We start from the raw sequence: 12,913 nt of genomic DNA on the forward strand, positions 1-12,913 counted from the left end.
TTAAAATTTAAGGCTAGCCTAGAGTTTGTTTTAATTTGTAGAGGTTGTTATGGATAATAAAAGCGAAAATGTTGTGTGGCATGCCCACAGTGTAAGCCGTGAAGCCCGTTCTGAGCATAAACAACATAAACCTTGTGTTTTATGGTTTACCGGTTTAAGTGGCTCGGGTAAATCAACCGTTGCTAATGCGGTTGACCACCTTTTACATAAACGTAATGTACATACCTATGTATTAGATGGTGATAATGTTCGCCACGGTTTAAATGGCGACTTAGGCTTTTCTGACAAAGACAGAGTTGAGAATATTCGACGCATTGGGGAAGTCGCCAAGTTATTTGTTGATGCGGGCTTAGTGGTTTCAACAGCCTTTATCTCTCCTTTTAAGGCCGACCGTGATTTAGTGCGCAATCAATTATCAGCCGGCGAGTTTTTAGAGGTGTTTATTGATACGCCATTAGCTGTGTGCGAACAACGCGACCCTAAAGGTTTGTATAAGAAAGCTCGCGCAGGCGAAATTAAACACTTTACCGGTATAGACTCAGCCTATGAGGTACCTACTAGTGCTGATATCCATGTTGAAACCGATGGTAAATCTGTTGAAGACTGTGCCAATGAGGTGATTTCAGCCTTAGAAAACGCTGGGATAATTAGCTAGCTACGAGCTACGAGCTACGAGCTACGAGTTACGAGCTACGAGTTACGAGCTACGAGCTACGAGTTACGAGCTACGAGTTATGAACTCCGAGTTACGAGCTACGAGCTACGAGCTACGAGTTACGAGCTACGAGTTATGAGCTACGAGTTATGAGCTACGAGCTATGAGCTACGAGTTACGAGCTATGAGCTACGAGTTATGAGCTACGAGCTACGAGCTACGAGCTATGAGTTACGAGTTACGAGTTATGAGCTACGCGTTATGAGCTCCGAGTTACGAGCTCCGAGCTCCGAGCTATGAGTATAGTGTTGGTAGCTTGCAGCTCGTGTATCGAAGTACCTTTATAGGATTGTGTTGTGAACTACATAGACATTTTTAACGGTGATGCCGATGGCATTATTGCCTTATTACAATTACGTTTAGCCGAGCCAAAAGATAGCCAATTGGTTACCGGTGTTAAGCGCGACATTCAGTTAATGAATAAGCTTGAATTTAGCGCCGAGTGCGAAGTAACCGTGTTAGATATTTCTATGGAGAAGAATATCGATGGCCTGACCAAAGCATTAAATGCCGGTGCTAAAGTTAGCTATTTTGACCACCATCGTCCTGGAACCATCCCTGAGCACGCTTCGCTGAACGCTACCATTGATATGGATCCTAACGTTTGTACTGCGCTGTTAGTGGATAAACACTTAAATGGGCAATTTCATTTATGGGCCATTACCGCAGCCTATGGTGACAACCTGCTGGCTAAAGCTGAGCAGTTAGCTGATGAGGCTAAACTTAATCTATCTCAAAGAGCCCAGCTGAAAGAGTTTGGTACACTGATTAACTATAACGGTTACGGTGCTACGCTAGACGATTTACATATTAAGCCGGTTGAGTTATTTCAGTCTTTATTGGCTTACGACAATCCATTTTCTGCTATTGCCGCTGATAATTCCCCCTTTGCTGTGCTACAGAACGCTTATAAAGCCGATATGGCGTTAGCAGAAGCCAGTGATTGTGCTGCAAGTACTGATGTGGCAGAGGTGTATTTGCTGCCTAATCAACAATGGAGCCGACGGGTAGGTGGCGTGTTTGGTAATCAACTGGCCAATAATAACCCTAACAAGGCGCACGCTGTCGTCAGTGATAATGGCGATGACACATACTTGATTAGTGTTCGGGCTCCGCTAAATAATAAAACCGGGGCCGATGAAGTGTGTAGCGAATTTGTGACAGGTGGTGGCAGAAAGGCAGCCGCAGGTATTAATCGGCTACCGCATGATCAACTTGATGCCTTTATTCGCCGCTTAAACGGTTTTTATGCATAGCAATATTGAATAGTCGCGATGGCTTGTAATTGCTATTATAAGTAATAATTTAAATTAACAATAAAGCTAGTTGCCTTAACTAGCTTTTATTGTTTAACGAAGTAACTATGAAATATTTGGTGACCGGCGCAGCCGGCTTTATTGGGTTTCATGTGGCTAGGCGCTTATGCGCAGAAGGCCATGAAGTGGTAGGCATTGACAATCTCAATAACTATTATGATGTTAATTTGAAGTTAGCCAGGCTCGAGCAGCTTAAAAATTACGACCATTTCAATTTTTATTCTATCGATCTTTTCGATCGAGAGGCTATTGATCAACTGTTTGCTGAGCAACAGTTTCAGCGGGTTATTCATTTAGGGGCTCAAGCTGGGGTTCGGTACTCTTTAGAAAACCCTCATCGCTATGCTGATGCTAACCTTGCTGGACATATCGATATTCTTGAAGGGTGCAGTAAATATAAAGTAGAACATTTGGTATATGCGTCTAGCAGCTCGGTGTACGGCATGAATAATAAAATGCCATTCTCCGTAAAAGATCCGGTTGACCATCCTGTGTCTTTATACGCTGCGACTAAACGTGCTAACGAACTGACCTCTCATACTTATTCCCATTTATTTGGCTTACCAACCACCGGGCTGCGTTTTTTTACCGTATACGGGCCGTGGGGTAGGCCGGATATGGCGCCGTTTAAGTTTACTAAAGCCATTTTGGATGGTGACACCATCGATATTTATAATAACGGTGACTTGTCTCGTGACTTCACCTATATAGACGACATTGTGGAAGGCGTTATGCGCATTCAAGCGTTAATACCTACTGATAGCCAGCATAGTGATTTCAGTTTTCCCAACCAAAGCACGGCTCCGTATGCTTTATATAACATTGGTAATGGTGCGCCAGTTAAGCTGATGGACTTTGTAAAAGCCATTGAAGATGCCACTGGCATACCCGCTAAAAAGAATTATTTGCCAATGCAAGCCGGTGATGTGTATCACACTTGGGCGGATACTTCAGAGCTTTACCAAGCTACAGGATATAAGCCTAAAGTTGCCATCAATGAGGGCGTTAGGCGTTTTGTTGATTGGTATAAAGACTATTATTCGGTACATTAAGTAATAGGTTATTAAAGCTTTGACGCTCTAGTACTAAAGATTATTAATATTTACGAGTTACAAGGAAAAATATGAAAATTGCAGTTGCAGGTACGGGGTACGTCGGTTTATCGAACGCTATGTTACTTTCTCAAAACCATGAAGTCGTTGCTGTCGACATTATTGAAGAAAAGGTCGAGCTACTTAATCGTAAATTATCACCGATTGTGGATGCAGAAATTGAGAGTTTTTTATCAAACAAAGAGTTAAATTTTACTGCTACTTTAGATAAAAAGCTGGCTTATGCAGGAGCGGATTACGTCATTATTTCAACTCCTACCGACTATGACCCTGAAACCAACTACTTTAATACAGGCTCGGTAGAAGCGGTCATCAAGGATGTATTAGCCATCAACCCTAATACAACGATGATTATCAAATCTACCGTACCAGTGGGTTATACCAAATCGGTTCGTGAAAAGTTTGACTGTGACAATATTATCTTTTCGCCTGAATTTTTACGAGAAGGGCGTGCTTTATACGATAACTTGCATCCCTCTCGCATTGTGGTGGGTGAGGAGTCTGAGCGTGCGCGGGTGTTTGCTAGCTTGTTAGTGGAAGGAGCAATTAAAGAAAACATTGATGTATTGCTTACTGATTCAACAGAAGCTGAAGCGATAAAATTGTTTGCCAATACCTATTTGGCGCTGCGTGTTGCCTATTTTAATGAGTTAGACACTTACGCTGAAACCCATGGGCTAGACAGTAAACATATAATCCAGGGGGTGGGTTTAGACCCTCGAATTGGCAGTCACTACAATAACCCTTCGTTTGGCTATGGCGGCTACTGTTTACCAAAAGATACCAAGCAGCTGTTAGCCAATTATAAAGATGTACCTAATAATATTATTGGCGCCATTGTTGACGCGAATACCACCCGCAAAGATTTTATTGCCGACTCTATTGTTAGGCGTAATCCTAAACGGGTAGGCGTATATCGCCTTATTATGAAGTCTGGCTCAGATAATTTCCGGGCCTCGAGTATTCAAGGCATTATGAAACGCATTAAAGCCAAAGGTATTGAAGTGGTAATTTACGAACCCGTGATGGAAGAAGACGAGTTTTACCGCTCAAAGGTGTATCGCGATCTCGCTGAATTTAAACAAAGCTGCGATGTGATTATTGCCAACCGTATGGTTGATGAAATTAAAGACGTAGCAGATAAGGTGTATACCCGCGATTTGTTTGGTAGTGATTAAGTCGTACAAACTACATTGGTTTTAACTAAAAGACGGCGCTAATTAGCGCCGTTTTTTGTGGGGTGATTAGCGCCTAGTTATTTGCAGCTAGGCGTTACAGCATAGTGGTCAGTGAGTACCAATGCTCTTTCTGCCTTTGGCTTTAGTCTCATCATACAGGCTATATTTACGAATAAGCTTTTGACCGCCATCGCGTGTGAGTGGCGTCCAATTAAAGGCAGCATATTTGGTACTGGAACGGGTCAGCATCATGTCGAAGGGGATTTTTATGTAGAAGCCTTTGTTAAAGCTACCTTCGCCATAGTCTTCAGCACTGACATCGGTTTTTGTGAAGAAGAAACCAGCAATGGTACCGTTATCAAACTCTCTTGATACATCAACGGTAAACCCTCGGTCACCAGAGAGGTATTGCCCTGCTGATAGCTCGGTATTAACTCCATACCATGGAGATTGCCAATAAAGCGCGGCGTGGCCGGTGGTGACTTCGTAATCTCTAAAACCAAAACCTCGGTCAAAATCACGCTGCTTAACGCGGTTTAGATCCACGCCAAAAGCCAGTGAACTATTGTAAGGTCGATACAATAGTTCGCCCCCCACACCGCCATACATAAACTCTAAATAGCCGCCGTAGTATTGCGCGTAGAAGTTTTTACCGTAGTTATCAAAGTAGGTGAGTTGTAGATTGGACAGGCCTATATCACTGGCGGTTAAATACTCCCGAATATAAGTGCGTGAACGCGGGATTGCACCGGTGGAATCATCAACCGTATAATTAAATTTGTCGTAGTTATTTGCAATTGTCCACGAAGCAATGCCATCGGCTTTTAACTTGTCGGTAAATTGGTACTCTCCTGCTAGGTGTAAAGATACCGCGTAGAAATAAAAGGTCTCTGCGCTGCCAATGCTTTGCGTTAAACCGGGGTACAGCGAGACATTATAAGGCGTTTTATCTACCTGAGTGCTGGTTTGGTTTGCCGCTGTACTGTCAGACTCTTGGTAGACTTGGCTGCTTACATAGGGGCTTTCTTGTTCTGGCTCAAGTTGGTTTTGTGCGTTATCTAAGAAAGCGGCTCGGTCTATTGTACTGCTATATAAAGGCAGGCCTTGTGCGGTTTCTACTATCTCAAATTCGCTCACAGTGTCAGGCAAACGGTTATGTAGTACGCGAGCAATGCGTTGGTCTGCGTCGCTGCGTTTTCGGTATTTAAGTTGCTCGCCGCTCACGCTTATACGGTTCTCGCTCAATACTAGGGTACTTGCTTGTAATCCGGCGTTATCGGCTAACGTGTCGACTAAGTCGTCGTAATCTACCTGGGCAGAGGTTTCGGTGTCGTTTAAAGCCTCTGGTGGTTCATCAAGCTTGATTTGATTGGGCACCGTTTGAAAGTTAGTACGAATGGTAATACCGGCCATCAGCGTATTACCGCGTTCGTAGCCAAGGTTTAGATTGACGTAGTCGCCCCAGGCATAAACGGCCCCAATATTAACCGGTAAGCTTTGATCGAATTGGTTGTCTAATGCTTCGTGCTGGTAATCGTTAGAATCGTATTCAAGCTTTAGACTTAAGCCCTCAATGGGCGTGTGGTATTCAAGGCCCGCTAAAAGGCCAGCATTTGGACCACGGAAGAAATCACCAGCCCCCAGTTTTCCTCCATTGTCTCCGGGTTTTCGCCCCGGGCGTTCACAGGCGCTGTCAGATATTTTACATAATGGATTATCTAGATCGCTGCCATTGGCTAGATAGCCCCAGCCCATGCCTAAGGTGAAGTCTAGGTTCCCCCAGCGTTTACTGGCGACCAAGTACTCGCTAGCAAATAAACCCGTGCCACCAATATCACGAAAGCCTAAAGCGATTTCAGGTACGTAGTAAGATTCTTGCCACAGCCTAAATTTGGCGTCAAAGCCTTTGTCTTTATAACTTTGGTCGCCACTGTATCCGGGGTAGGGGCTATATAAACGGTTCTCAACCGAGGTATAGCGTATCACGCCTTCAAACCATGGCACGGGGGTGATTGCTATCGCCCCTCTGATATAGGGGTCTACATAGTTTAGATTAAAGGCGAACTCACCCTCCGGGCTCATGCGGGCAGTGGGTATTTGTATTAAACCTACTCCGCCAAAGTCTGATTGGGAAGGCGCCGCCAAGCTGGCAGATAGGGGTAATAATGCCGAAATAGCCATTGCTAAAGGGGCTAAGGGCTTAATGTTTAAGGCTTGAAATTGACGTTTACTCACCTTGGGGGCTTCCTATTATCTGATTTTGCAGAAGCTCAAGGTAGAGCTGATTTATTTGTTGGTGTTGTTCGCTAAATATTTGTGTTTTAGCGGGCACAAAAATGATGCTGCCAGGCGCTAGGGTTTGCGTATTGAGCTTGTTCCAATAAGCAATCGGTAGCTGCAGGGTAGTGGTATCGGGTTTTATTAACCAAACGATGCTGTTATCTGCCATGGCTAACATTGTGGCGCTTTTCAAGTAATCGTTTAAGTCTTGGCTAGGCTGATGGTCGAGATTTAGTGATGTAGCAAAGCCTGTGATGCTTATGGTGCTAGGTCGAGCCGGAATAATGATTTTGTCTTGCGCGTGTAATAGATAATTACTCGTGCCGTCGGCATACACGCGGTCTGGGTGTACCGCAATGGTGAAGCGATCGGTAGGCACCAGTGCTGCGATCTGCTGTTTAACGGCGCGCCATTGCTCAGCATATTTATCTTGCTTAGCTATTTGCTGGTCTACCAGCGTGAGTAAGGTTGATTTTTTTTGTTGATGCTTAAGTGCCTGACCATGGCGCAACCATGCCGTGGCATACCAGTAATCGTTGTCACTTAAGCTGAGCTGGCTGATAAGCTGGCTGAGGCGTGAACCTTGCGCAACCGAATATTGCTGTATCGCTTGATGGGCTTGTTGTACCGCTACGCTTATGTGTGGTGTTTGGTTAGTGGCTGCGTCAGTTGCTGTTTCGGCAAGAGCGCTGTTTACACCGATATTCAACACTGACACCAGCAGGGTGGCTTTAGCAAATTTTACCCACAAGGCTAATGGCCGTTTGGCTAAGCTTGTCGCACTAGAGTAATGGGCCGCAGCGGCCCATAAAGACTTACGCATTACGCGCATAAACATTCTTCCTTGTTGAGTTAACACAGCTTGAGTTAATACCGGTTAACTAAATATCTTCAAAAAAAGGCATTAAGCTTTCTAAGAATACCATTGGCTGATTGGGGCCTAATTGTTGCTCTGTACGCCAAATAATTTGTTTGTTGTTGCGCTGTTCTACCCAATATTGATTGGTGGTGCTGAACTTAAGTGCTGGCACACTTAACTGCTCGCTTACCCTTTGTAGTTGTCGCTCGCTTCCGGCAATAACTGCTTGGCTAGTCTCATGCACAGTAAAGCTTGATTCGCTGGTTACCCCAAATAAGTCTTCAGATATGTAATCTCGGGTGGCGAGGTATGGGGTGTTTTCTTCTACCGAGAGTAACCCTTGAGCAAAGGGGTCTTGCTTGAGGTAATGCACGCCGCTGCTGGCAAACGGTAAGCCGTCACTGCGAATAATTTGGCCATTGCGAGTGACCACGGTGATACCATCACTGGCTGCCCATACTCTTTCATCGCCTTGTGCCTTCGCGAGTGCGATATAGGTCTTGGGATGTTCGCCATATTTGATGTAAACAGCGGCAAAATTAAGCGCTAAGCGCTCCTCTTCTGATAATTGAATATCAGGCAAGCCGTTTACTGCGATATCTACCAGTTCTTTGGCGCTTTTATAGTCTTGGGTACAGCCTAAAAGAGACGCAGCCAGTGCTGCCGAGATAACTACTTTACTGAATCGCATTTCCATTGCCTAAGCCTATAATTCAGCACTTAGCTTAGCATTAGAACGCATACCCTAAAAGTATTGAAACTAGATAAATATCTCTAAGCTTTATTGAAAGCGTTATTATTTTGCAATAACCATGAGGACGTTAATGACAGAGGGGTTCTTAGGTGGCGGATACTGGCTGAGAGTCGCTGATTACATTTCATGCTGAGCAGTCACTATCTTATACTAGCCCTACTCATCGTATGGTTCTTATCGTTGGCAGCAATGGGAATACATCGTTACCGCAATGCAAGCCTATTTCTCAGGTTTTCTTGGGTAATTAATAACTCAAACTGGTTGTAGATTTGTTATCATTTACGGCTAAACAATTCTAGGAAAAACCATGGCCAGCACCGCAGCAGCATTACACATTTTGGTGAAGCATAAAGAACAAGCCGAAGATATACTCACTCAGCTTAAAAAAGGCGCTAAGTTTCAAACCCTTGCTAGAAAATATTCAAGCTGCCCATCGGGTAAAAAGGGCGGTGATTTGGGCGAGTTTCGACGCGGTCAAATGGTGCCGCAGTTTGATAAAGTGTGCTTTAGTGGTGAGGTGCTAACGCCTCATTTAGTGAAAACCAAATTTGGCTGGCATGTGGTAAAAGTGCTTTACCGGACCTAGTTATCGCTCTTTAAATTTGTCGATGTGCATAGCGTGTTACCTCGCTTAAGCACATCGACAGGCCCTCACTAAGAACAGCTTTCTGGCAAGTTATGTTCTTTACGAATAGTTTTTAGCTTATCTAAAGCGTCACTTAAGCTTGATTGCGCCTCTAATACATTGGTCACTTTTTTGTCTAGCTTAATAATTTCAGCGTAACTACTGTTTAGCTTCTCTACATCTCCCGTTTCTGCATAGCTTAATGCTTGGACCCAAGTACCGGCTTCTTTATGGGTATTGTTGCTGGCACTTTTAGCTTGGTTGGCTAAATCTAGCGCGCTGGCGTAGTCACATTTGGCTAAAGCGCTTACGGCATTAAAAGCGGGTTCGCCAATTAGCTGGCGTAACTCTTCATCACTGGGTGGCTGGTTGGCTTGTTGCTGTTTTGCCGCGTCTTCGCTGGCTTGTTTGGTCGCGCTGGTTTGTTTGGCGTCTTGCACTGCGCCAACGGCTGCACCAGAGGCGGCCCCTACCGCTGCCCCTCTAGCGGCTGATTCGAGAGGGTCGCCTCCCCAAATAAGGCCAGACACCAGCCCGCCAGCGGCGCCTGCTAATGCGCCGGTACCCGCACCTTCGGCGGTATTCGCGCAGCCGGTATTAAGTGATAAGGCTGCTAGCAGCGATAAGGTGATTAAACTTTTGCCAATAATTGGCTTGTTAAGCAAGTTTTGCTGGCTTAAACGGGGCGTGATTCGCATTTTACATCCCTTGTAGTTGTCGATATCTGCTTTTAGTTATACAACAGACTCGCTTTTTTATCGGCTTTTATTTGACAATTTTATGACTAAGATGCTTTTACTGCTCAAGCTTACCGCCATACTTCGCCGCTCAATATTTAAGCCTAGCTTCAGCGGTGCTTTGATAACAGTGTTGTTATTTTGCGGTGGTGTAGGCTCGATATCGGCGCAACAACTTGGTAGCCAACAAGCCGACCATGTTTTGGGTGTAGAAGAAAGACATACTGCCTTGTTTGAATATCTAGCCGACCTTGAAACACTGAGCCAGCATCAGCGAACGTTGCTGGTTCAAGACGGTTATTTAAGCCCTTATTTGGCTGAGCTAGCAGGCTTAGAGTTACAGCGTTTTTGGCAACAGCTCCAGGCCAGAAATAATGGTGATGCGCCAGCAAGCTGGGCGAACTTGCAGAGCCAATCTTATAGTTTGGCGGGCATGAGTAACATTAGACAAAAACGGCGTTCTGCTTTTGCATTTTATAGCCTTATACACCCAGAGCATCGACGTATTAGTAAGCAAGATACCTTGTTACTCGATATTTTGGTGGCCGTTCACCCTAATCAGGGCCAAGGCGACACGGGGGCTGGGGCTAACCTAAGGTTTAGTTTGGATCTAGGTCTGAGCTTGCATCAGTTAGTGGAAATGAAGTCAAAGGAGTTGGTTTATCAACATGGCCGTTCGAATTGGTTGATGGTTCAGTGACCGCCCAAGATAAAATGTTTTTTATCATGGGCATTAATGCTAATTTGTTGGATTGAATGACTATTTTACACACTTTAAGGATAAAGCGTTGTTGCAGTTGCAAGGTATTACTGAGGTTTTCAGTTGAAAGTTAGCCACATCATATGGAATCTTGTTGGCTTAGGTTTCCCTTTAATTATTGCTGTTATTACCATCCCTCATCTGTTGGCTGTTATTGGACTTGAGCGCTTTGGTTTTTTAACCTTGGCTTGGGCCCTAATCGGTTACGCCAGTATTTTCGATTTAGGAGTGGGGAGGGCGGTAACCCATTACGTGTCAGTGAAGCTGGGGGCAAAAGATGTACAACTTATCCCCGCTATTGTTAACACTGCTGTGGTATTCACTTCTTTGCTAGGTAGTTTGGCGTTTTTACTGATTTGTTTATCTGTTTATTTAGGGGTAGAGCAATGGATACCCAAGCAGCAGGTTAGCTCATCCGAGATTAATCATTCATTACTGTTATTGGCGCTAGCTATTCCACTCCAAGCGATGAGCGCCACCTATAAAGGCTTAAACGAAGCTTTTCTTAGTTTTAGAGGGATCAGTATATTAAGAGTGTTTTTGGGAGTGGCAAATTTCGGTGGGCCTTTCTTAATTGCAGCTTATAGCCATAGCATGCCATTGCTCGTTAGCAGCTTGGTATTATCTCGGTTAATCGCCTTTTTTGTATACCGTTACTTGGCTAAGTCAAATTTAGTACAACTGGGCGTCACCAAAGGCGCTAGTTTCGCTACTGAACACTTAAAGCGATTGTTTGAGTTTTCATCTTGGGTCACCTTAAGCAGTATTATTAGTCCATTTTTGGTGCAAGCCGATCGTTTCTTTATTGGTCTAATGCTAACGGCCTCCGCTGTCACTTTGTATGTCATTCCTTATGAGATTACCGTGCAAGCGCTCATTGGAGTAGGGGCCATAAGCTCGGTGGCGTTTCCTGCGATATCGCGTTTATTGGCTAGTCAGCCCCAGCAGGCGAAAGCCTTGTTTCAACGTTGGTTGGTTATTGTCTCTGTGATGATGTTTGTCGCAATGGTTGGCATTGCTATGTTGATGCCGATTATTCTGTCTATTTGGGTGGGGGGGTATGTTGACCAAACGTCGGTTTGGGTTGGTCAAATACTGTGCTTGGGCGTATTTCTTAATGCGATAGGGGTTATGTATTACGCTTGGTTACATGCCAATGGTGATACCAAGTATACGGCGCTTTGCCATTGCGCAGAGCTGCCTCTTTTCGCTATGTTATTGTATTTCTTGGTGGGGGAGTTTGGCATTGTTGGCGCAGCCATTGCGTGGGTATTTCGAGTAGCCCTAGACTGTGCTTTGCTAATCTATAGATACTTGTCGATGCCAACCACAGAGGCTGAGTCTTCAGGGGCTAGCGATGTCGCTTAGTGTTGAGTCTTTGTTTGCGACCATTGTTGCCTTTGCAATGCTGACATTTAGCTTTGTGAGTTACAAAGACTTTAGACATCCGGCTGTGTTACATAGTTTGGTGTGGTCTTCAATTTTGTTTTTGCATAGTTTTATGCCTCACAGCTTAAATGCGGCAGGGGCGAATGTGTTGCTGGTGGTTGTTGGGGCGCTATTGTCTTTTGCCGCCGGCTGTCTGCTGGTCACCGCGCTTTATCAAACTAATGCTAATGCCCAAATTAAACCTAGCTATAACTTAAGAAAATATCGAGGGTTCTATAAGGTCTATATCGCTATAGCACTATTGGGAATACCTTTTGTTTTTCGTAAAGCGCAACAAATAGCCTCTCATGGAACCACTGGCTCATTTATGCTGAATTTGCGTCTTGGTTTAAATCATGAAGCCTTTGGTAATCAAAGCTTTGGTATCTTAGCGTATATCAGCCTCATCGCGTTTGCCGCTGTCTACTTAACGGCGCTTGATTATAAGTCTAAAAATGGCCGTTTAACCTTTTTACTGGCGATAGTTATTGCCTGCTTTTACGTGGTGATGAGCACCGGGCGAACCTATTTCTTCTTAGTGATTATTCCTATCTTATTTGTTTTTTCGTTTACTAACCCCAGTAAAATGGGGCTGAAAAGCTTTATTCTTGGCTTCGTGACCATTATTGGCTTTTTCTTTTTTATTGGTGTTGTAATGGGTAAGGTTGGAGAGAATGCAGGTGAAGCTATGTCTTCCTTCTCTTTGTATTTACTCGGTGGGGTATCTGCCTTTGACGTGGTATTGAGCCAACCCTATGATTTGCAATATGGGTCAAATACCTTAAGAACCTTCTTTGCTATTTTGGCTAAAATTGGCTTTGAGTTTGAGCCGGTTAAGCTGGTTAAACCCTATGTTTACATCCCGCAAGCGACCAATGTTTATACTGTTTTCTACCCTTATTATCTTGATTATGGCCTGACATACGTATTTGCCACCCAGTTTGGTTTTGGGGTATTACATACGGTGTTATATAAACGCGCATTGTTAGGTCAGTATGGTTTTGTTCTGGCTTACTCTTTAAGTGTCTACGCACTGTTTATTCAATGGTTTCAAGACCAGTATTTGTCGTTGCTCACTACTTGGGTCATTATTGGGTTTTTGTTGTCGACCCCTCTTTTACTTTCAAGAAAGCTTAATTAATAAGGATA

12 protein-coding genes are annotated in these 12,913 nt (G+C 44.3%); 8 read left to right on the top strand and 4 right to left on the bottom strand.

Annotation, left to right across the window (positions count from 1 at the left end):
• The first annotated feature begins 49 nt into the window (after positions 1-49).
• The 4 genes from cysC (at position 50) to M0C34_RS07430 (ending at position 4,321) form a co-directional block, all read left to right on the top strand.
• On the top strand, positions 50-655 hold the full coding sequence (cysC, locus tag M0C34_RS07415) for an adenylyl-sulfate kinase (protein ID WP_248714997.1): 606 nt from the start codon (positions 50-52) through the stop codon (positions 653-655).
• A 356-nt stretch (positions 656-1,011) separates the two neighbouring features.
• On the top strand, positions 1,012-1,971 hold the full coding sequence (locus tag M0C34_RS07420) for a DHH family phosphoesterase (RefSeq protein WP_248714998.1): 960 nt from the start codon (positions 1,012-1,014) through the stop codon (positions 1,969-1,971).
• Between the two features lie 107 nt (positions 1,972-2,078).
• Positions 2,079-3,083 (top strand): NAD-dependent epimerase, encoded by a 1,005-nt coding sequence (locus M0C34_RS07425; protein ID WP_248714999.1) that lies wholly within the window; start codon positions 2,079-2,081, stop codon positions 3,081-3,083.
• 71 nt (positions 3,084-3,154) lie between these two features.
• Positions 3,155-4,321 carry a nucleotide sugar dehydrogenase gene (locus tag M0C34_RS07430; protein ID WP_248715000.1) on the top strand — a complete coding sequence of 389 codons (1,167 nt, stop codon included), beginning with the start codon at positions 3,155-3,157 and terminating at the stop codon, positions 4,319-4,321.
• Between the two features lie 108 nt (positions 4,322-4,429).
• On the opposite strand, the gene M0C34_RS07435 is transcribed toward M0C34_RS07430, so the two are convergent.
• The 3 genes from M0C34_RS07435 to M0C34_RS07445 are packed head-to-tail and all read right to left on the bottom strand — an operon-like array spanning position 4,430 to position 8,157.
• On the bottom strand, positions 4,430-6,556 hold the full coding sequence (locus tag M0C34_RS07435) for a YjbH domain-containing protein (RefSeq protein ID WP_248715001.1): 2,127 nt from the start codon (positions 6,554-6,556) through the stop codon (positions 4,430-4,432).
• A complete protein-coding gene (locus tag M0C34_RS07440) occupies positions 6,549-7,433 on the bottom strand; it encodes a capsule biosynthesis GfcC family protein (protein WP_248715002.1) in 885 nt (294 codons plus the stop codon). Before M0C34_RS07440 ends, M0C34_RS07435 begins: the two co-directional genes overlap by 8 nt.
• Positions 7,434-7,482: 49 nt before the next feature.
• Positions 7,483-8,157, bottom strand: coding sequence for a YjbF family lipoprotein (locus M0C34_RS07445; protein ID WP_248715003.1), 675 nt, complete (start codon positions 8,155-8,157; stop codon positions 7,483-7,485).
• A 364-nt stretch (positions 8,158-8,521) separates the two neighbouring features.
• Here M0C34_RS07445 and ppiC point away from each other — a divergent pair, with 364 nt between their 5' ends.
• The gene (ppiC, locus tag M0C34_RS07450) at positions 8,522-8,800 is read left to right on the top strand and encodes a peptidylprolyl isomerase PpiC (protein ID WP_248715004.1); all 279 of its coding nucleotides are present in this window, start codon (positions 8,522-8,524) and stop codon (positions 8,798-8,800) included.
• Positions 8,801-8,868: 68 nt separating this feature from the next.
• Here the strand turns inward: ppiC and M0C34_RS07455 are convergent, their stop codons facing one another.
• Positions 8,869-9,537, bottom strand: coding sequence for a glycine zipper family protein (locus M0C34_RS07455; RefSeq protein ID WP_248715005.1), 669 nt, complete (start codon positions 9,535-9,537; stop codon positions 8,869-8,871).
• Between the two features lie 82 nt (positions 9,538-9,619).
• Here M0C34_RS07455 and M0C34_RS07460 point away from each other — a divergent pair, with 82 nt between their 5' ends.
• From M0C34_RS07460 to M0C34_RS07470, 3 genes are all read left to right on the top strand, one after another.
• Positions 9,620-10,276, top strand: coding sequence for a hypothetical protein (locus M0C34_RS07460; protein ID WP_248715006.1), 657 nt, complete (start codon positions 9,620-9,622; stop codon positions 10,274-10,276).
• 123 nt (positions 10,277-10,399) lie between these two features.
• On the top strand, positions 10,400-11,704 hold the full coding sequence (locus M0C34_RS07465; protein WP_248715007.1) for a flippase: 1,305 nt from the start codon (positions 10,400-10,402) through the stop codon (positions 11,702-11,704).
• Entirely contained in the window at positions 11,694-12,905 is a 1,212-nt protein-coding gene (locus M0C34_RS07470; RefSeq protein ID WP_248715008.1) for an O-antigen polymerase, read from the top strand. The genes M0C34_RS07465 and M0C34_RS07470 overlap by 11 nt, the downstream gene beginning before the upstream one ends.
• Positions 12,906-12,913 lie beyond the last annotated feature (8 nt).

Source organism: Agarivorans sp. TSD2052 (assembly GCF_023238625.1).
GTDB lineage: Bacteria > Pseudomonadota > Gammaproteobacteria > Enterobacterales > Celerinatantimonadaceae > Agarivorans.

Coding starts and splice junctions, on each gene's coding strand:
- cysC (WP_248714997.1), top strand. CDS start 50: ATGGATAATAAAAGCGAAAATGTTGTGTGGCATGCCCACAGTGTAAGC.
- M0C34_RS07425 (WP_248714999.1), top strand. CDS start 2,079: ATGAAATATTTGGTGACCGGCGCAGCCGGCTTTATTGGGTTTCATGTG.
- M0C34_RS07430 (WP_248715000.1), top strand. CDS start 3,155: ATGAAAATTGCAGTTGCAGGTACGGGGTACGTCGGTTTATCGAACGCT.
- M0C34_RS07440 (WP_248715002.1), bottom strand. CDS start 7,433: ATGCGCGTAATGCGTAAGTCTTTATGGGCCGCTGCGGCCCATTACTCT.
- M0C34_RS07445 (WP_248715003.1), bottom strand. CDS start 8,157: ATGGAAATGCGATTCAGTAAAGTAGTTATCTCGGCAGCACTGGCTGCG.
- ppiC (WP_248715004.1), top strand. CDS start 8,522: ATGGCCAGCACCGCAGCAGCATTACACATTTTGGTGAAGCATAAAGAA.
- M0C34_RS07455 (WP_248715005.1), bottom strand. CDS start 9,537: ATGCGAATCACGCCCCGTTTAAGCCAGCAAAACTTGCTTAACAAGCCA.
- M0C34_RS07460 (WP_248715006.1), top strand. CDS start 9,620: ATGACTAAGATGCTTTTACTGCTCAAGCTTACCGCCATACTTCGCCGC.
- M0C34_RS07470 (WP_248715008.1), top strand. CDS start 11,694: ATGTCGCTTAGTGTTGAGTCTTTGTTTGCGACCATTGTTGCCTTTGCA.